Origin of the sequence: Variovorax paradoxus B4, from assembly GCF_000463015.1 — a bacterium.
Lineage (GTDB): Bacteria > Pseudomonadota > Gammaproteobacteria > Burkholderiales > Burkholderiaceae_C > Variovorax > Variovorax paradoxus_E.
The window spans coordinates 1,349,685-1,366,373 of record NC_022247.1 but is presented as its reverse complement, the minus strand read 5'-3'; the positions used below and the strand labels follow the sequence as shown (position 1 = coordinate 1,366,373).

21 protein-coding genes are annotated in these 16,689 nt (G+C 66.6%); 3 read left to right on the top strand and 18 right to left on the bottom strand.

The features are described from left to right. Window positions 1-10: 10 nt before the first annotated feature. From pdxA to VAPA_RS06135, 3 genes are read right to left on the bottom strand one after another with little or no spacing between them, the layout of a single operon-like run. A complete protein-coding gene (pdxA, locus tag VAPA_RS06145) occupies window positions 11-1,063 on the bottom strand; it encodes a 4-hydroxythreonine-4-phosphate dehydrogenase PdxA (RefSeq protein ID WP_021005903.1) in 1,053 nt (350 codons plus the stop codon). After that, entirely contained in the window at window positions 1,060-1,833 is a 774-nt protein-coding gene (locus tag VAPA_RS06140; RefSeq protein WP_021005902.1) for a Nif3-like dinuclear metal center hexameric protein, read from the bottom strand. Before VAPA_RS06140 ends, pdxA begins: the two co-directional genes overlap by 4 nt. Continuing rightward, window positions 1,830-3,173: an MFS transporter gene (locus VAPA_RS06135; protein ID WP_021005901.1), complete on the bottom strand. Its 1,344-nt coding sequence runs from the start codon at window positions 3,171-3,173 to the stop codon at window positions 1,830-1,832. Before VAPA_RS06135 ends, VAPA_RS06140 begins: the two co-directional genes overlap by 4 nt. Before the next feature lie 286 nt (window positions 3,174-3,459). Between VAPA_RS06135 and VAPA_RS06130 the strand changes: the two genes are divergently transcribed. Next, on the top strand, window positions 3,460-4,620 hold the full coding sequence (locus VAPA_RS06130) for a trypsin-like peptidase domain-containing protein (protein ID WP_021005900.1): 1,161 nt from the start codon (window positions 3,460-3,462) through the stop codon (window positions 4,618-4,620). 4 nt (window positions 4,621-4,624) lie between these two features. On the opposite strand, the gene tatC is transcribed toward VAPA_RS06130, so the two are convergent. The 9 genes from tatC to VAPA_RS06085 all read right to left on the bottom strand — a co-directional run bounded on the left by tatC (window position 4,625) and on the right by VAPA_RS06085 (window position 9,498). Further along, window positions 4,625-5,440 carry a twin-arginine translocase subunit TatC gene (gene tatC / locus VAPA_RS06125; protein ID WP_021005899.1) on the bottom strand — a complete coding sequence of 272 codons (816 nt, stop codon included), beginning with the start codon at window positions 5,438-5,440 and terminating at the stop codon, window positions 4,625-4,627. A 78-nt stretch (window positions 5,441-5,518) separates the two neighbouring features. Further along, window positions 5,519-5,977: a Sec-independent protein translocase protein TatB gene (gene tatB, locus VAPA_RS06120; RefSeq protein WP_021005898.1), complete on the bottom strand. Its 459-nt coding sequence runs from the start codon at window positions 5,975-5,977 to the stop codon at window positions 5,519-5,521. Window positions 5,978-5,990: 13 nt separating this feature from the next. Next, window positions 5,991-6,239, bottom strand: coding sequence for a Sec-independent protein translocase subunit TatA (gene tatA, locus VAPA_RS06115; protein ID WP_021005897.1), 249 nt, complete (start codon window positions 6,237-6,239; stop codon window positions 5,991-5,993). A gap of 65 nt (window positions 6,240-6,304) precedes the next feature. Next, window positions 6,305-6,664: a histidine triad nucleotide-binding protein gene (locus VAPA_RS06110; protein WP_021005896.1), complete on the bottom strand. Its 360-nt coding sequence runs from the start codon at window positions 6,662-6,664 to the stop codon at window positions 6,305-6,307. Further along, complete coding sequence (locus VAPA_RS06105) at window positions 6,654-7,043, bottom strand: DUF4870 family protein (protein ID WP_021005895.1); 390 nt, start codon at window positions 7,041-7,043, stop codon at window positions 6,654-6,656. Before VAPA_RS06105 ends, VAPA_RS06110 begins: the two co-directional genes overlap by 11 nt. A gap of 11 nt (window positions 7,044-7,054) precedes the next feature. After that, window positions 7,055-7,435, bottom strand: a complete 381-nt coding sequence (locus VAPA_RS06100) for a phosphoribosyl-ATP diphosphatase (protein ID WP_021005894.1) — start codon at window positions 7,433-7,435, stop codon at window positions 7,055-7,057. Beyond that, the gene (hisI, locus tag VAPA_RS06095) at window positions 7,432-7,830 is read right to left on the bottom strand and encodes a phosphoribosyl-AMP cyclohydrolase (RefSeq protein ID WP_196232561.1); all 399 of its coding nucleotides are present in this window, start codon (window positions 7,828-7,830) and stop codon (window positions 7,432-7,434) included. Before hisI ends, VAPA_RS06100 begins: the two co-directional genes overlap by 4 nt. Window positions 7,831-7,860: 30 nt before the next feature. Beyond that, the gene (gene hisF, locus VAPA_RS06090) at window positions 7,861-8,640 is read right to left on the bottom strand and encodes an imidazole glycerol phosphate synthase subunit HisF (protein WP_021005892.1); all 780 of its coding nucleotides are present in this window, start codon (window positions 8,638-8,640) and stop codon (window positions 7,861-7,863) included. 21 nt (window positions 8,641-8,661) lie between these two features. Next, on the bottom strand, window positions 8,662-9,498 hold the full coding sequence (locus tag VAPA_RS06085; RefSeq protein WP_041946023.1) for a D-hexose-6-phosphate mutarotase: 837 nt from the start codon (window positions 9,496-9,498) through the stop codon (window positions 8,662-8,664). Window positions 9,499-9,686: 188 nt separating this feature from the next. On the opposite strand from VAPA_RS06085, the gene VAPA_RS06080 reads away from it, so the two are divergent. Then, window positions 9,687-10,994 carry a dicarboxylate/amino acid:cation symporter gene (locus VAPA_RS06080; RefSeq protein WP_021005890.1) on the top strand — a complete coding sequence of 436 codons (1,308 nt, stop codon included), beginning with the start codon at window positions 9,687-9,689 and terminating at the stop codon, window positions 10,992-10,994. An 8-nt stretch (window positions 10,995-11,002) separates the two neighbouring features. Then, window positions 11,003-11,920, top strand: a complete 918-nt coding sequence (locus VAPA_RS06075) for an amino acid ABC transporter substrate-binding protein (RefSeq protein WP_021005889.1) — start codon at window positions 11,003-11,005, stop codon at window positions 11,918-11,920. Between the two features lie 28 nt (window positions 11,921-11,948). On the opposite strand, the gene VAPA_RS06070 is transcribed toward VAPA_RS06075, so the two are convergent. The 6 genes from VAPA_RS06070 to VAPA_RS06045 all read right to left on the bottom strand — a co-directional run bounded on the left by VAPA_RS06070 (window position 11,949) and on the right by VAPA_RS06045 (window position 16,687). Beyond that, window positions 11,949-13,121: an AAA family ATPase gene (locus VAPA_RS06070; RefSeq protein ID WP_021005888.1), complete on the bottom strand. Its 1,173-nt coding sequence runs from the start codon at window positions 13,119-13,121 to the stop codon at window positions 11,949-11,951. Window positions 13,122-13,138: 17 nt separating this feature from the next. Beyond that, window positions 13,139-13,882 (bottom strand): 1-(5-phosphoribosyl)-5-[(5-phosphoribosylamino)methylideneamino]imidazole-4-carboxamide isomerase, encoded by a 744-nt coding sequence (gene hisA / locus VAPA_RS06065; protein ID WP_021005887.1) that lies wholly within the window; start codon window positions 13,880-13,882, stop codon window positions 13,139-13,141. A gap of 64 nt (window positions 13,883-13,946) precedes the next feature. After that, entirely contained in the window at window positions 13,947-14,603 is a 657-nt protein-coding gene (gene hisH, locus VAPA_RS06060; RefSeq protein ID WP_018906516.1) for an imidazole glycerol phosphate synthase subunit HisH, read from the bottom strand. Window positions 14,604-14,622: 19 nt separating this feature from the next. After that, complete coding sequence (gene hisB / locus VAPA_RS06055) at window positions 14,623-15,231, bottom strand: imidazoleglycerol-phosphate dehydratase HisB (RefSeq protein ID WP_021005886.1); 609 nt, start codon at window positions 15,229-15,231, stop codon at window positions 14,623-14,625. After that, entirely contained in the window at window positions 15,228-16,319 is a 1,092-nt protein-coding gene (gene hisC, locus VAPA_RS06050; RefSeq protein ID WP_021005885.1) for a histidinol-phosphate transaminase, read from the bottom strand. Before hisC ends, hisB begins: the two co-directional genes overlap by 4 nt. Beyond that, window positions 16,316-16,687 carry a hypothetical protein gene (locus VAPA_RS06045; protein WP_021005884.1) on the bottom strand — a complete coding sequence of 124 codons (372 nt, stop codon included), beginning with the start codon at window positions 16,685-16,687 and terminating at the stop codon, window positions 16,316-16,318. The genes hisC and VAPA_RS06045 overlap by 4 nt, the downstream gene beginning before the upstream one ends. Between the last annotated feature and the right edge of the window lie 2 nt (window positions 16,688-16,689).

Genomic DNA, 16,689 nt, shown 5'->3' with positions numbered 1-16,689 from the left:
CGCGCCTTTCTCAGGCGCCCGCCAGCGTTCTGGCCATGCGCAGCGCCTCGACGAGGCTCGACGCATCGGCCCGGCCGGTGCCCGCAATATCGAATGCGGTGCCATGGTCGGGGCTGGTGCGCACCAGCGGCAGGCCCAAGGTCACGTTCACACCCTTCTCCACGCCAAGGTACTTGACCGGGATCAGGCCCTGGTCGTGGTACATGGCGATCACCACGTCGAACTCGCCGCTCCCCGGCACCCCGGGCCTGGCGCGCGCGCGCATGAAGATGGTGTCGGGCGCGTGAGGCCCGTCGGCGTCGATGCCCTCGGCACGGGCGGCCGCAATGGCCGGCGCAATGATGTCGCGCTCTTCGGAACCGAACAGGCCGCCCTCGCCCGCATGCGGGTTGAGCCCGGCCACGCCGATGCGTGGCACCCGGCCGAGCACGCGATGCAAGGCACGGTGGGTGATGCGCAGCGTCTCCAGCACGCTGCCGAAGCTCACGGCCGTGATGGCGTCGCGCAACGACATGTGAATGCTCACCAGCACGGTGCGCAACTCGTCGTTGGCCAGCATCATGCGCACCGGCATGTCGTCCACAGCGACTCCCGCGTGCGCGGCGGCCTCGGCCTGCAGCAGCTCGGTATGGCCGGGGTAGGGAAACCCGGCCGCGGCCAGTGCTTCCTTGTGCAGCGGCGCCGTGACGATGGCGGCGATCTCGCCCCGCAATGCGGCGCGGGCAGCCCAGACCACGCAGTCGCCGGCCACGCGGCCGGCTTCGGCGCTGATCCGGCCCAGCACGATGTTTTCCGCCGGCGCGGCCACCACCTGCAGCACGGGAATGCAGCCCGGCGGCACCGCGGCCGCTTCGGCGATGTGCTCGATCTGCGCCACGGGCCAGGCGGGTTGCCCCGGGGACGCCAGCGACTGCGATGCCCGGCGCATCGTGGCCACGTCGCCGGCCACGAAAGCGCCGCGCGTGGCGTCGGGCGCCTGGCGGAAGGCCTTGGCGATGATTTCCGGGCCGATGCCCGCCGGGTCGCCGAGCGTGATGGCGATGGAAGACGCCGCGCCGCTCATGCCGGATTGTCGATGTCGATGAACTCGTGCTTCAGCCCGAGCTGGGCCGCCACGTGCGCGGCCACCGCCTGGGCACCATAGCGCTCGGTGGCATGGTGCCCGCAGGCCAGGAAGGCGACGCCCATCTCGCGGGCATAGTGAGCCTGGGGCTCGGAGATCTCGCCGGTGATGAAGGCATCGGCGCCGGCAGCGATCGCGGCCTCGAAGTAGCCCTGGGCGCCACCTGTGCACCACGCAATGTTCTTGATGGGACGGTGCGCCGTATCCACGAGAGTGACGGGCCGCTTCAGCACCTTTTCCGCATGCGCGGCCAGCGCCTTGGCGCTGGGAAAGCTCTCTGCGTTTTCGAGTGCGCCCAGGAAGCCGAGCTCCTGGTCGCCAAAGCGCCCGGCCGATCCGGCATGGGCGAGCAACCCGAGCTGCAGTCCGAGCTGCGCGTTGTTGCCAAGCTCCGGATGCGCATCGAGCGGCAGGTGATAGGCGAACAGGTTGACGTCGTCGCCGAGCAGCAGGCTCAGGCGCTGCTTCATCCAGCCGGTGACACAGCCGTCCTGGCCGCGCCAGAACAGGCCGTGGTGCACGAAGATGGCGTCGGCCTCGGCATGGATGGCGGCCTCGATGAGCGCGCGGCTCGCCGTCACGCCGGAGACGATCTTCCGCACCACGGTGCGGCCCTCGACCTGCAGGCCATTGGGTCCGTAGTCCTTGAAGCGCGACGGCGCAAGGAGCAGGTCGAAGGCATGCAGCAATTCATGGCGAGTGGTGCTCATCGCGCCATTGTCGCGCTCCCGATGCCGTCGCGCATCGCATGGCCGCGCGCCGCCAATGGCCACAGGGCCAGCACGAAACCCAGCCCGGCCAGCACGGCGACGTAGTGCGCCGGCGCCATGGTGTCGTGCGGCAGCCAAAGCGTGAGGATCACGGGCGTCAGGCCGCCGAACACGGCATACGACATGTTGTAGGCGAACGAAAGCCCCGTGAAGCGCACCGGCGCCGGAAACGCGCGCACGCCCGCAATCGGCACCGTGGCGATGGTGCCCACGAACAATCCCACCAGGCCGTAGTGCCAGAACAGCGTGGCCGGCGTGCCGGGCAGGCCCGTGTAGAAGAGGTAGGCCGTTGCGAACAACCCGCCCCAGCCGATGAGCATCACGGCGCGCGTGCCGATGCGGTCGCTGGCCCAGCCGGCCAGCACGCAGCCGATGGTCAGCGTCAGCGTGGCGAGGGCATTGGCTTCCAGCGCCAGCGCGGGCTGAATGTGGTGCACCTTCTGCAGGTAGGTGGGCGTGTACAGCACCACCACGACGATCGCGGCCGACAGCACCCAGGTCAGCAGCGCCACGTAGACGCTGGCGGCGCGGTGCTCGCGCAGCACGGTGCGCAGCGGCAGCTCGCGCGCCACGGTCTTGCGGTCTGCCAGCTCCTTGAAGACCGGTGTCTCGTGCAGGAAGCGGCGCAGGTACACCGAGACGAGGCCGAACACGCCGCCCAGCACGAAGGGAATGCGCCAGGCAAAGCCGCTCACCTCCGCCGGCGAATAGTGGCGGTTGATGGCCACGGCGACCAGCGAGCCCAGCAGGATGCCGCCCGTGATGCCCGAGGTCAGCATGCCGATGCCGAAGCCGTAGCGCTGCGCCGGCACGTGCTCGCCGATGAACACCCAGGCGCCGGGCATTTCGCCGCCGATCGCCGCGCCCTGCAGCACGCGCATCGCCAGCAGCAGCAAGGGTGCGGCGATGCCGATGCTCGCGTAGGTGGGCAGGAGGCCGATGACCAGCGTGGGCGCCGCCATCAGGAAGATCGACAGCGTGAACATGCGCTTGCGCCCGAGCAGGTCGCCGAAATGCGCGATGACGATGCCGCCCACCGGCCGGGCCAGGTAGCCGGCTGCAAAGATGCCGAAAGTCTGGAGCTGGCGCAGCCAGTCGGGCATGTCGGCGGGGAAGAAAAGCGCGCCCAGCACCGTGGCGAAGAACACGTAGATGACGAAGTCGTAGAACTCCAGCGTTCCGCCGAGAGCGGACAGGGCCAGGGTCTTGTAGTCGCGCGCGCCGAGCGTGCGCGCCGGCGCCGGCTGTGCGCCGTCCGGGGAGATTGCGTGAGAAGTCATGGCTGGCAGGGAGGTCGTTGCCACGCGCCGGGCCGCACGGGATGGGAAGCGGAAATCGGCGCGCCGGCGAAACGCCTGGCCGCGTCCACCGGGTGGGCGACGCGGAAGGCCGGAGCTCGGAGCCGTGTCGGCTCGCTGTGCGATGCTAAGGGTTATCCCTTATTGGCGCTCGAGACCTTTGTCATTCTCGACCGGACCGCGCGGTTTCTGGCGGATGGGGGTTGAGGGACAATGGGTCCATGGCGCCGCATGGACGGCGTGTGTTCCCCGTTCTATCCAAAGCTTCATGAAACGCACCTGGCTGCTCTTTGCCCAAGCCGTGACCGTCCTTTTGGCGGCCTACTTCGTTGTTGCAACACTCAAACCCGAGTGGATCAACCGCCGCGCCACTTCCCTGGGTGGCGTGGTGTCGATCGTCGAGGCCCCGGCTGGCGCCCCGTCCGTGCCGGTGGCCGGCAGCCTGAGCGCGGCGGCCAAGAAGGCCTCGCCGGCGGTCGTGAGCATCAACACCAGCAAGGCCGCGCAGCGCCATCCCCGCAGCAACGATCCGTGGTTCCGCTTTTTCTTCGGCGACCAGGGCGACCAGCCCCAGGTCGGCCTGGGCAGCGGCGTGATCGTGAGCGCCGACGGCTACATCCTGACCAACAATCACGTGGTCGAAGGCGCGGACGAAATCGAGGTCACGCTCAACGACAGCCGCCACGCGCGTGGCAAGGTGATCGGCACCGATCCGGACACCGACCTTGCCGTGCTCAAGATCGAAATGGACAAGCTGCCCGCGATCGTGCTGGGCAATTCCGACGAACTCCAGGTGGGCGACCAGGTGCTGGCCATCGGCAATCCCTTCGGCGTGGGACAGACGGTCACCAGCGGCATCGTCTCGGCGCTGGGGCGCAACCAGCTCGGCATCAACAACTTCGAGAACTTCATCCAGACCGACGCGGCCATCAATCCCGGCAATTCGGGCGGTGCGCTGATCGATGTGAACGGCAACCTGCAGGGCGTCAACACCGCCATCTACTCGCGCTCGGGCGGCAGCATGGGCATCGGCTTCGCGATTCCGGTTTCCATGGCGAAGATCGTGCTCGAAGGCATCGTGAAGGACGGCCAGGTGCGCCGCGGCTGGATCGGCGTCGAGCCGAACGAACTCTCGCCCGAGCTGGCCGAAACCTTCGGCGTGAAAGCGGATGCCGGCGTCATCATCACCGGCGTGCTGCAGAACGGCCCCGCGGCCAAGGCCGGCATCCGCCCGGGCGACGTGATCACCTCGGTCGGCGAAAAGAAGACCGACAACGTGCAGGCCCTGCTGACCGCCGTGGCCGGCCTCAAGCCCGGCAGCAGCGCGCGCTTCGCGCTGCAGCGCGGCACCGACAAGATGGAACTGGACGTGACGCCGGGCCTGCGGCCCAAGAGCCCGATGCGGCAGGTGCCGAACCAGCCCGAATGACCAGTCAGGAAGACGCCGACGAATCGGCGCTTTCTTCTTCCTCTTCGGATGATTTCTTGCTGCCGGCGAAATAGCGTGCGCCGATGATGCCCACCTCGTAGAGCAGGCACATCGGCACCGCCAGCGCGAGCTGCGACACCACGTCGGGCGGCGTGAGCACCGCGGCCACCACGAAGGCCACCACGATGAAGTAACCGCGGAACGACTTCAGCTTCTCGATGGTGACCATCTCGAAGCGCACCAGCAGCATCACGACGATGGGCACCTGGAAGGCGACGCCGAACGCGATGTAGAGCGAGAGAATGGCTTCGACATACGAGGAGATGTCGGGCGTGGCCGCCACCGCCGCGGGCGTGAACTTCTGGATGAAGCTGAACATCTTGTCCAGCACGAAGAACTGCACGAAGGCGATGCCCGCATAGGCCAGCAGGCTGCCGAAGAAGATGAGCGGCAGCGCAAAACGCTTCTCATGGCTGTAGAGCCCCGGCGCAACGAACATCCAGGCCTGGTACATGAGCCATGGCAGCGCCAGCAGCACCGCCGTCATCATGAGCACCTTGAGCGGCACGAAGAACGGCGAGAACACGCCAATGGCGATGAGCTTGGCGTCCGGCGGCATGTGCGCGCGGATCGGCATCGCGATCAGGTCGATCAGCCCGCCCGGGCCGGGCCAGATGGCCAGCAGTATGCCCGCGACCGCCAGGCCGTAGACGCAATAGAGCAACCGGTCGCGCAGTTCGACCAGATGCTGCACGAACGGTTGTTCGGTGCCCGCCAGCTCGTCTTCTGCGTCTTTGTTCTTGTTGTCGGAATCGGCCATTGGAAGGAGAAAAGGCAGGAGAAAAGCGTGGCTTCGGCCGGCGTGCGGCGCACGAGGAACGCGCAGGTGGGAAAGCCGCTAGTTGATCTTGTGGGGACGGAAGCGGGCGACGCGCGCGGCACCCGAAAGCGCCTTGGTGCGCACGCCGTTGCGCGCCTTGTACCACTGCGGCGTGGCGCCCTGCTTCAGGCGCCAGTTCTTGCGGGGATGCCTGTACTCCGGCACCGCGGGCTCCGGTTCGGCCAGGGCCGAAAGCGTTTCGCCCGAGCCGGAGAACTGCTTCTCGAGTTCGCTTGCGCCACTGTGGATGCTCTGCTCGACGTCTCGCGCGGCATCTTCCATCGTGCCCTTCATCTTGCGCAGTTCGTCCAGCTCCATCGAGCGGTTGACTTCAGCCTTGACGTCGTTCACGTAGCGCTGCGCCTTGCCCAGCAGGGTGCCGACGGTGCGCGCCACCCGGGGCAGCTTTTCCGGCCCGATGACGATCAGAGCCACGACGCCGATGAGCGCCAGCTTCTCAATGCCGAGGTCGAGCACTTATGACCCGCGCTCAGGACTTCTGACGCGCTTCGACGTCGATCGCGGACTTGTCGCTGCTGGCCGGCTGGCCGGTCACTTGCGCTGCGGGAGCCGACGAAGCGGCGGGTGCATCGGTGGTGCTGCCGTCCTTCATGCCGTCCTTGAAGCCCTTGACGGCGCCACCAAGGTCGGAACCCATGTTCCGCAGCTTCTTGGTGCCGAAGATCATGACCACGACGAGCAGCACGATCAGCCAGTGCCAGATAGAAAAAGAACCCATGGAAGACTCCTAAGAATATGTCCGATTTTAGTCTGGCTGTATGTGACAGTTCGGATTAATGGGATTCAGCCGCGCAGCCATGGACGGGGGCCGCCCATGACGTGGACATGGAGATGGTGGACCTCCTGTCCACCCTCCGTGCCGGTGTTGACGAGCACCCGGTATCCGCCCTCCGGATAGGGCCTGCAGCCCTGCTCCAGCGCAAGCTTGGGGGCCAGCGTCATGATCCTGCCCATCAGCGCGGCGTCATCGGGGGTGAGTTGCGCCATCGAGGCGATGTGCCGCTTGGGCACCAGCATGAAATGCACCGGCGCCCAGGGGGCGATGTCGTGAAAACCGAACAGCTCGTCGTCCTCGTAGACCTTGCGCGAAGGAATCTTGCCTTCGATGATTTTGCAGAAGACGCAGTTCGGATCAGATGACATCTTTGGGTTCCATGGGACGGCTGTCGTTCATGCGGATCATGCCTTTCACGATCCGGTAGAGAAACCACAGCGAAATCAGGCTCCAGGCAATCCAGCCCGGCACGAGAAAGAGCAACCAGAGCCACGAGGTCACGATGTACAGCAGGCCCGCCCACAGCACCGAGCGGATGCGCCAGCTGAAATGCGTGGCCTGCCAGGTGCCGGCCGCGTCGTCGCGCTTGACGAAATCGACCACCAGCGCGACCAGCAGCAGGGCCACCGAGGCCTGCGCTCCAGGCAGGACGGCGCCAATGGCCACGATCAGGTGCAGGATATAGCTGACCCAGCCCCAGGTCTTGAGCGAGTCGTCGGGTTCCACATTCACGATGTCGTTGGCCATGGGATGTCCTTTCAATCGTTGGATGCTTCGCGGGCCTGCGCCTTGCGCAGGGCTTTTTCCTCGATGCCGCTGGTGCCCTCGCGGCGCTCGAGCTCCGCAATCACCTCGCCGGGCGAGAAACCGTAGTACGCCAGCGCGACCATGGTGTGGAACCACAGGTCGGCCACTTCGTTCACTATTTTCGTGCGGTCGCCGCCGTGGTCGGCATCCTTGGCGGCCATGACCACCTCGGTAGCTTCCTCGCCGATCTTCTTGAGAAAGGCGTCGGGGCCCTTGTGCAGCAGGCGCGCCACGTAGCTCTTCTCGGGGTCGCCGCCGCGCGCGGGCAGGCGGCTTTCGATGACCGCCGCAAGGCGTGCGAGGGCGTCCGAGGTGTTCACTGTGGCCGTCATTTGTAGATCGACTCCGGGTCTTTCAAGACCGGCTCGACCACAGTCCATCGGCCGTTCTCGTACTTGCTGAAGAAGCAGCTGTGGCGGCCGGTGTGGCAGGCAATGCCGGGCTCGTGGCCGAGCTGGGTGACCTTGAGCAGCACGACGTCGTTGTCGCAGTCGAGGCGGATCTCGTGCACGGTCTGCACGTGGCCCGATTCCTCGCCCTTGAACCAGAGTCTGTTGCGCGAGCGGCTGAAATACACGGCGCGGCCGAGTTCGGCGGTCTTTTCGAGCGCCTCGCGGTTCATCCAGGCGAACATCAGCACGTCGTTGCTGCCCTGTTCCTGCGCGATCACGGGCACCAGCCCGTTCGCGTCCCATTTCACTTCGTCAAGCCAATTCATGGCAGGTATTGTCCCACCCCGGAGCGGCCTCGAACCGGATCACATCCGAACGGGAATGCCCCGCGCGGCCATGCGGGCTTTCGCCTCGCCGACCGTGTGCTCGCCGTAGTGGAAGATGCTGGCGGCAAGCACCGCATCGGCGCCGCCGGTCTGGATGCCGTCGGCGAGGTCGTCGAGACTGCCCACGCCGCCCGAGGCGATCACCGGCACGTCGACGGCGTCGCTCACCGCACGGGTGAGTTCGAGGTCGAAGCCGCTCTTGGTGCCGTCCCGGTCCATGCTCGTGAGCAGGATTTCGCCGGCGCCGCGGCGCACCATCTCGGTCGCCCATTCGACGGCGTCGAGGCCGGTGTTCTTGCGGCCGCCATGGCTGTACACGTCCCAGCCCGCGCCGCGCGTGGCGGCTTCTTCGGGGCTGCGGCGCTTGGCATCGATGGCCACCACGATGCATTGCGAACCGTATTTCTGCGATGCGTCGTTGATGACCTGCGGATCGGCGATGGCGGCCGAGTTGAAGCTGGTCTTGTCGGCGCCCGCATTGAGCAGCCGGCGCACGTCGGCCACGGTGCGCACGCCGCCTCCCACCGTGAGCGGAATGAAGACCTGCGAGGCCACCGCCTCGATGATCGGGAGGATCAGGTCGCGGCCGTCGCTGGTGGCCGTGATGTCCAGGAAAGTGAGCTCGTCGGCACCCTGCGCGTTGTAGCGCGCCGCAATTTCGACCGGGTCGCCGGCGTCGCGCAGCTCGAGAAAGTTGACGCCCTTGACCACGCGGCCGCCGGTGACGTCGAGACAGGGAATGATGCGTTTTGCAAGCATGGTCGGTCGTAAGGGAAAAAATCAGAGAACGCGAAGCTGCTGCCAGCCCTGCCATTGGGCGCCGGACGCGAGCAGTACCTGCTCGTCAATGCGCGCAGCCTCGACGCACAGCATGTGCCTGTAGCCATCTTCGGGCATGTCGGCGAGTTTCGCACCAAGCACGGCGCCGGGGTTCCAGACCACGGTTTCGCTGCAGCTGGCACTTTGCGCAATTTCGAGCGTGCCGCTCGGCTGCACCAGGCGCAGTGGCTTCGCGGGAGCGGCATAGACGCTGTCGAACTCGGCATCGAAATGCAGCGCCGGGGCCGTTTCCACGTGGCGGTCGTCGCGCAGCGAATCCCAGCGGTTGGCACCCTGCAGCCCTTCAAGGCGCACGTGTGCAATATCGTCGACGCGCAGATAGGTGTGCAACGCCGCGGCGAAGCTGAACGGCCCGTGGCCGGTGTTGAGCAGGGTCAGCGCGGTGCGCAGCCGGCCCGCAGCCATGCCGATCTGCAGGCGCGCCTCGAAAGCGTGCGGCCAGAGCTTGCGCGTGGCTTCGCTGTCGCGCAGCCGCAAGACCAGTTCGCCGGTTGTGGCGTCGATGCCCCGGTTTTCCCAAGGCAGATTGCGCATGAATCCATGCTTGGGCAGCATGCCGCGCTGGTTGAACTGGGGGCAGCAAATGGGCACGCCGCCGCGGATCGCCGCTTGCCCGTCGAACACCGCGCGCGGGCTCAGATAGAGCCGTTCCACCCTGTCGGCGGTGGTCCAGGAGAGCAGCTGCGCCCCGTGCAGAGACACGGCGAAGGCGCTGCCGTCCGCGCCGGTGGCACGAAGCGCGGGCTGGCCGCGAAACTCGATCGAACTGATGTCCATTGGAGAATTGTAGGCAGCGGAAATTCCGTGGCACGGAATTGGCATTGGACACTTAAGGTTTCATCGCCGCCGTCCGGTGCCGGTTGCATGCAGGGGACCTTCTTGGATACCCTTTGCGGCCGCGCAAAGAAGAGGGGCCGGCCGATGCGCCCGCGCCCCGGAACCACACATACCTCGAAGGGACACACATGAAGAGAAAACTGCCGGCCGCCGCCTGGATCCTGATCGCCATGGTGCTCGGCATTCTTGTCGGCTACATGATCTTCACGAGCTTCCCGGACAAGAAGGCAGCGGCTCAGATCGCAGGCTACGTGTCGATCGTGTCGGACGTGTTTCTGCGCCTCATCAAGATGCTGATCGGCCCGCTGGTGTTCTCCACCCTGGTGGTGGGCATCGCGCACATGGGCGACGCCAAGTCGGTGGGCCGCGTGTTCGGCAAGTCGCTTGGCTGGTTCCTCACCGCGTCCCTGATCTCGCTGATCATCGGCCTGGTGATGGCCAACCTGTTGAAGCCCGGCGAGAACCTGGGCCTTCCGCTGCCGGACATCGGCGCTTCGGCCAATCTGGCGACCGCGAAATTCACGCTCAAGGACTTCGTGAGCCACATGGTTCCGAAGTCTTTCGCCGAGGCCATGGCCAACAACGAGATCCTGCAGATCGTGGTGTTCTCGATGTTCTTCGGCGTGGCGCTCGCCTCGCTCGGCGACAGGGCCAAGACACTCGTGGCCGCGATCGACGAACTCTCGCACGCCATGCTCAAGATCACGGGCTATGTGATGAAGCTGGCGCCCCTCGCGGTGATGGCCGCCATGGCCGCCACCGTTGCGGTGAACGGCCTGGGCATCCTGCTCAAGTTCGCGGTTTTCATGGGCGATTTCTACCTGGGCCTCTTCGTGCTGTGGGGCGTGCTGGTGTTCGCGGGTTTTGCATTCCTGGGCCCGCGCGTCTTCAAGCTGCTCGTGCTCATCAAGGAAGCCTTCCTGCTTTCTTTTGCCACGGCCAGTTCGGAAGCGGCCTACCCGAAGATCCTGCAGGCGCTCGACCGTTTCGGCGTGAAGCGCAAGATCTCCAGCTTCGTGATGCCGATGGGCTATTCGTTCAACCTCGACGGCTCGATGATGTACTGTACCTTCGCCGTGCTGTTCATCGCGCAGGCCTACAACATCCACATGCCCATCAGCACGCAGATCACGATGCTGCTGATCCTGATGCTCACCTCCAAGGGCATGGCCGGCGTACCGCGCGCTTCGCTGGTGGTGATTGCGGCCACGCTCAACCATTTCGACATCCCCGAGGCCGGCCTGCTGCTGATCCTGGGCGTCGATACCTTCCTGGACATGGGGCGCTCGGCCACCAACGCCGTGGGCAACTCCATCGCCACCGCAGTGGTCGCGAAGTGGGAGGGCGAACTGCTCTCCGAGAGCGACGCAGCGGTCAATGCGGGGACGCTCGACGCCGAAGCCTCGGCCACCCTCGCCCATCCCGCCCACGCGTGAAGCCCGCGATGAAAGCCAAGGCCACGCTGTCGGTTCTTCTTGCCGGCCTGCTGGTGGCCGCTGCGCTCGTCATCGCGGCGCCGGCCCGGGCGCAGCAGGCCCCCGAGACATTGACGGGCACGCTCGCCAAGGTGCGCGAGACCGGCACGATCGCCATCGGCTACCGCGAATCGTCGGTGCCGTTTTCGTTTCTCAATGCGCGCCGGGAACCCATCGGCTATTCGATCGAGCTCTGCCGCGCGCTGGTCACGGCCATCGAGGATGCAGTGAACAAGAGCCTCACGATCAAATGGGTGCCGGTGACCTCCGATTCGCGCATCGATGCGGTCGTGAGCGGCGCGGTCGATCTCGAATGCGGTTCGACCACCAACAACCTCGAGCGGCAGAAGCGCGTGAGCTTCTCGCCCACGATGTTCGTCTCGGGCACCAAGGTGCTGGTGAAGAAGGGGTCGCCGATCAAGTCGTTCCGCGACCTGGCGGGCAAGCGGGTGGCGGTGACCGCGGGCACCACCAACGAGAAGACGCTGCGCGACCTGTCGCAGAAGTTCAAGCTCGGCATCCAGCTGCTGGTGGCGCGCGACCACGCCGATGCCTTCGGGCTCGTGAAAAACGGCGAGGCCGATGCCTTTGCCACGGACGACGTGCTGCTCTACGGCCTGATCGCGCGCGACGCCGCCAAGGCCCAGTACGAGGTGGTCGGCGACTATCTCTCCTACGACCCCTACGGCATCATGTACCGCAAGGGCGATGCGCAGTTGGGCAAGGTGATCAACGACACCTTCCAGGTGCTCGCGGAGGACGGCGAGATCGAGCGCCAGTACAAGCGCTGGTTCCTGCGCAAGCTGCCCACGGGGGAGAGCATCAATCTGCCGATGAGCGCGCAGCTGGAAGCGATCATCCAGACGATGTCGGTGAAGGCGGAGTAGCCGGCGGGCCGCCCGGCGGCCGACGAGCTCACCGCGCGGGCCACTCCCAGCGCGGGGTCTCGCTCATGTCGAGATTGGCGATGCGGGTTTCGCCGAACCGCTTCTCGAGCACCACCGATTGCAGGCCGTCGCTGTCTTCGAGCGCGGCAATCAGCCGCGCGGCATGCGACACCACGATGACCTGCGACTCGCGTGCGGCCTGCGCGACGAGGCGGCCCAGCGCCGGCAGCAGGTCGGGGTGCAGGCTGGTTTCCGGCTCGTTGAGCACCAGCAGCGCCGGGGGCCGGGGCGTCAGCAGCGCGGCAATCCAGAGCAGGTAGCGCAAGGTGCCGTCCGAGAGTTCTGCCGCGGTCAGGGGACGCAGCAGGCCGTGCTGGTGCATCAGCGTCTCGAAGCGGTCTTCGACCACGCGCACCTCCACGCAGGCGCCGGGGAAGGCATCGTCCACGGCGCGGTCGAGCGCGTCGCCGTCGCCAATCTCGCGGATGGTCTGCAGCGCCGCGGCCAGGTCGGCGCCGTCGTTGGCGAGCACCGGCGTGCGGGTGCCGAGCTGCGGCTGGCGCGCGGGCGCATCGGCGTCGGAGCGGAAGTGGTCGTAGAAGCGCCAGGAGCGCATCTGCTCGCGCAATGCGAGCATCTCGGGCGCGGCCTGCGGGTCGGCGTACTCGGTCATCATGCTGGCGAAGGCTGGAATGGGCCTGCCGACGGCTTGCCAGCTCTTGCCCTCGCGCAGGCGCAGGGCCGCTCCCTTGCGATCGACCAGTTGCGCCGCGGGGCGCAACAGGGGGCCGTTCCAGATGGCTTCGTGCTTGATCTCGGGGTCGCGCGAGAAGGCCGTTGCCGGAAGGGGCGGCGGCAGGCCGATGTCGATGGCATAGCCGAAATCATCGGCCTCGGTGCCGGCGAAGCCCAGCTTCAACGCGACCGGCTCGCTGCGGGTGGTGCCCTGCACCGGCGCATCGCCGCGCAGCATGGCGGCCGAAAAGCGCTCGGGCCCGGCCCACAGGGTGGAAGAGAGGCCGCCCTCGCGCACCAGCGAGCGGATCACGCCGCCGTTGGCAATGTCCGCCAGGAGCCGCATCGCGCGGTAGACGCTGGACTTGCCGCTGCCGTTGGGCCCGGTCACCACGGTGAGCCGCCCGAGCGGCACCGTCAGCTGGCGCAGCGAGCGGTAGTTGGCGATGGCAAGCGCACAGAGCACGCGCTGTGCGCAGCGGCTCAGACGCCGGCGAGTTCGTCCGCGCGGGCCTGCGCGGCGGCGAAATCGAGGTCGCCCGAATAGATGGCCCGGCCGCAGATCACGCCTTCGACGCCTTCGGACTCGACCGCGCAGAGCTGGTCGATGTCGGCCATGTTCGACAGGCCGCCCGAGGCGATCACCGGAATGGTCAATGCCTGCGCGAGCTTCACCGTCGCATCGATGTTGATGCCCGAGAGCATGCCGTCGCGGCCGATGTCGGTGTAGATGATCGATTCGACGCCGTAGTCCTCGAACTTCTTGCCCAGGTCGGCCACCTCGTGGCCCGTGAGCTTGCTCCAGCCGTCGGTGGCCACCTTGCCGTCCCTGGCGTCGAGCCCCACGATGATGTGGCCGCCGAAGGCCACGCAGGCGTCCTTCAGGAAGCCGGGGTTCTTGACCGCGGCGGTGCCGATGATCACGTAGCGCAGGCCGTCGTCGATGTAGCGCTCGATGGTGTCGAGATCGCGGATGCCGCCGCCGAGCTGCACCGGAATGTCGTCGCCCACCTCGCGCAGGATCGCCTTGATGGCCGCGTGGTTCTGCGGTTTTCCGGCGAAGGCGCCATTCAGATCGACCAGGTGCAGCCGCCGCGCGCCGGCCTCGACCCACTTGCGGGCCATGGCGGCGGGGTCTTCGCTGAAGATGGTGGACTGGTCCATGTCGCCCTGTTTGAGGCGAACGCAGTGGCCGTCTTTGAGATCAATGGCGGGAATGAGGAGCATGGAAGTGGGCGCGAGTGTGCGGAATCCGGGCTGAGGAAGGTTCGGCCCGGTCGGAAATATAAGGTCAGGGATTCCAGTGGAGGAAATTTCGGTAGAGCTGCAACCCATGGTCCGCACTCTTCTCCGGGTGGAACTGGGTGGCAAAAATGTTATCGCGTGCGACGGCGGCGGTAAAGCATGCCCCGTAATCGGCCTCGCCCACACTGTGCCGGATGTCGGCCGGCCGCGCATAGAAACTGTGCACGAAATAGAAGTAGCTCATGTCCGGCACGCCCGCCCACACGGGGTGCGGCTGGGCCTGGCGTACCTGGTTCCAGCCCATCTGCGGCACCTTGAAGCGGCTGCCGTCAGGCTGCAGGCGGCCTGCCAGGTCGAACTTGACGACTTCGCCCGGAATCAGGCCGAGCCCGTCGGTCGGGCCCTCGTCGCTGCGCGACAGCAGCATCTGCATGCCCACGCACACGCCGAAGAGCGGCTTGCTCGCCGCGGCTTCGAGCACCGACTCCTGCAGGCCGGAATCGCGCAGTTCGCGCATGCAGTCGGGCATGGCGCCCTGCCCCGGCAGCACCACGCGCGTGGCCTTGCGCACCACCTCGGGGTCGGACGTGACGAAGACCTGCACGCCCACCTGGTCGGCCGCGTGCTGCACGGCCTGCGAGACGGAGCGCAGGTTGCCCATGCCGTAGTCGACCACGGCGACGGTATTTGCTACAGATTTCATAGCTTGGCGGCGAGGACGTTCAGAGCGAACCCTTGGTCGATGGAATGACGCCCACGGAGCGTGGGTCGAGTTCGAGCGCGCCGCGCATCGCGCGCGCAAAGGCCTTGAACACGGTTTCGCACTGGTGGTGCGCGTTCACGCCCTTGAGGTTGTCGATGTGCAGCGTGACGAAGGCGTGATTGGCGAAGCCCTGGAAGAACTCGTAGGTGAGCTGGCTGTCGAAGGTGCCGATCATGCCGCTCGTGAACGGCACGTGCATCACCAGGCCGGGGCGGCCCGAGAAGTCGATGACGACGCGGCTGAGCGCCTCGTCGAGCGGCACGTAGGCGTGCCCGTAGCGGCGGATGCCCTTCTTGTCGCCCACGGCCTTGGCCACCGCTTGGCCCAGGGTGATGCCCACGTCCTCGACCGTGTGGTGGCCGTCGATGTGCAGGTCGCCCTGGCAGTCGATCTCGAGGTCGATCAGGCCGTGGCGGGCAATCTGGTCGAGCATGTGGTCGAAAAAGCCGATGCCGGTGGAGAGCCTGGCCTTGCCCGTGCCGTCCAGGTTGACGCTGACGGTGATCTTCGTCTCGGCGGTGTTGCGGGTGACCGATGCGGTGCGATCGGCGGTCTGGGGGGTGGTCATAGTGAGGCTTCGAGTGCCGCGAGCATCCGCGCATTCTCGTCGGCCGTTCCGACGGTGAGGCGCAGGCAGTTTGCGAGCAGTTCGTGCATTTTAGAAACGTTCTTCACAAGAATCCCGCGCGCTTTCATGCCCTCGAAGGCCTTGGCGGCATCGGGCACGCGCACCAGGATCATGTTGGCGTCGCTCGGCCAGGCCTTCACGCCCGGCAGGCGGCCCAATCCCATCATGAGGCGATGGCGCTCGTCGCGGATCTGCCGCGCCTGGGCCTCGAACACCTCGGCGTGCTCGAGCGCGAACAGTGCGCATTCGCAATTGAGCACGCTGATGTTGTAGGGCGGGCGCACCTTGTCGATCTGGGCGATCAGCGCGGCCGGACCCATGAGGTAGCCGAGTCGGATGCCGGCCAGGCCGAACTTGCTGAGCGTGCGCATCAGGAGCACATGGCCATGCCGTGCGATGCGGTCGACGTAGCTCCGGGCCGCAAAAGGCTGGTAGGCCTCGTCGATCACCACCAAGCCGCCCTGCTCGCCCTGGGCCTGCACGATCCTCTCGATGGCGGCATCGTCCCAGAGATTGGCGGTGGGGTTGTTCGGATACGCCAGGTACACGATGGCCGGCTTCTCGCGTGCGATGGCCGAAAGCATCGCCGCCTCGTCGAGTTCGAAATCGGCCGTGAGCGGCACGCCAACGAAGCGCAGGCCCTGCAGTTTCGCGCTCATGGCGTACATCACGAAACCGGGCACGGGCGCGAGCACCGTGGCGCCGGGCACGTCGCAGGCAATGGCGAGCAGCGAGATCAGCTCGTCGGAGCCGTTGCCCAGCATCAGCGCAAAGCCTTCGGGCATGTGCGCATGCGTGGCCAGCGCGCGCTGCAGATCGCCGCCGCGTTCGCCCGGATAGCGGTTGAGCGCCAGCGCGCCGAGCCGCGCGCCGAGCTCGGCCTGCAATGCGGGCGGCAGGCCGAAGGGGTTCTCCATGGCGTCGAGCTTGACGAAACCGCGTGCGTCCTGCACCGCATAGGCATGCATGGACTGCACGTCGCTGCGGATGCGGTCGATCGGGCGGGCGGCAGGGGAAGAAGATGTCATCGGGTGCAGCGGTAGCTGTTTCGGAGGGCGCCGGACATGACCAGTTGAACGGGCATGTCGGCTTCGTAGCTGCCGGCGTTGCGGGTCAGCTCTGTTTGATAGAGGGAACGTGCCATCGAAGGCTCGAGGCGGCGGCCCTCGACGCAGAAGACCGGCTTCTGGCCGTTGCGCTGCGAGGCCTCCACGCCTTCGCGCAGGCCTTCGAGCACGCCGACGAGGTAGTAGCTCGCGTAGGCCTTGCCATCCTTCTCGCTGGCTTCCAGCGTGCGCAGTTCGCGGATGCTCATGGCGTGCGCCGTGCCCGCAGCCGCGAGCGCAAGCAGCCACACCGCCGCGCGCGAACGATGAAAAGAACGGCGTCGAGCCATCT

What these genes read in the sequence shown, in the direction of transcription:
- VAPA_RS06045 (WP_021005884.1), bottom strand. Translation starts at nt 16,687, where the DNA reads ATGGCTCGACGCCGTTCTTTTCATCGTTCGCGCGCGGCGGTGTGGCTG.
- VAPA_RS06075 (WP_021005889.1), top strand. Translation starts at nt 11,003, where the DNA reads ATGAAAGCCAAGGCCACGCTGTCGGTTCTTCTTGCCGGCCTGCTGGTG.
- VAPA_RS06135 (WP_021005901.1), bottom strand. Translation starts at nt 3,173, where the DNA reads ATGACTTCTCACGCAATCTCCCCGGACGGCGCACAGCCGGCGCCGGCG.
- VAPA_RS06100 (WP_021005894.1), bottom strand. Translation starts at nt 7,435, where the DNA reads ATGACGGCCACAGTGAACACCTCGGACGCCCTCGCACGCCTTGCGGCG.
- VAPA_RS06110 (WP_021005896.1), bottom strand. Translation starts at nt 6,664, where the DNA reads ATGTCATCTGATCCGAACTGCGTCTTCTGCAAAATCATCGAAGGCAAG.
- VAPA_RS06130 (WP_021005900.1), top strand. Translation starts at nt 3,460, where the DNA reads ATGAAACGCACCTGGCTGCTCTTTGCCCAAGCCGTGACCGTCCTTTTG.
- pdxA (WP_021005903.1), bottom strand. Translation starts at nt 1,063, where the DNA reads ATGAGCGGCGCGGCGTCTTCCATCGCCATCACGCTCGGCGACCCGGCG.
- hisC (WP_021005885.1), bottom strand. Translation starts at nt 16,319, where the DNA reads ATGACATCTTCTTCCCCTGCCGCCCGCCCGATCGACCGCATCCGCAGC.
- hisB (WP_021005886.1), bottom strand. Translation starts at nt 15,231, where the DNA reads ATGACCACCCCCCAGACCGCCGATCGCACCGCATCGGTCACCCGCAAC.
- hisF (WP_021005892.1), bottom strand. Translation starts at nt 8,640, where the DNA reads ATGCTTGCAAAACGCATCATTCCCTGTCTCGACGTCACCGGCGGCCGC.
- hisH (WP_018906516.1), bottom strand. Translation starts at nt 14,603, where the DNA reads ATGAAATCTGTAGCAAATACCGTCGCCGTGGTCGACTACGGCATGGGC.
- tatA (WP_021005897.1), bottom strand. Translation starts at nt 6,239, where the DNA reads ATGGGTTCTTTTTCTATCTGGCACTGGCTGATCGTGCTGCTCGTCGTG.
- VAPA_RS06105 (WP_021005895.1), bottom strand. Translation starts at nt 7,043, where the DNA reads ATGGCCAACGACATCGTGAATGTGGAACCCGACGACTCGCTCAAGACC.
- VAPA_RS06080 (WP_021005890.1), top strand. Translation starts at nt 9,687, where the DNA reads ATGAAGAGAAAACTGCCGGCCGCCGCCTGGATCCTGATCGCCATGGTG.
- VAPA_RS06085 (WP_041946023.1), bottom strand. Translation starts at nt 9,498, where the DNA reads ATGGACATCAGTTCGATCGAGTTTCGCGGCCAGCCCGCGCTTCGTGCC.
- hisA (WP_021005887.1), bottom strand. Translation starts at nt 13,882, where the DNA reads ATGCTCCTCATTCCCGCCATTGATCTCAAAGACGGCCACTGCGTTCGC.
- tatC (WP_021005899.1), bottom strand. Translation starts at nt 5,440, where the DNA reads ATGGCCGATTCCGACAACAAGAACAAAGACGCAGAAGACGAGCTGGCG.
- VAPA_RS06140 (WP_021005902.1), bottom strand. Translation starts at nt 1,833, where the DNA reads ATGAGCACCACTCGCCATGAATTGCTGCATGCCTTCGACCTGCTCCTT.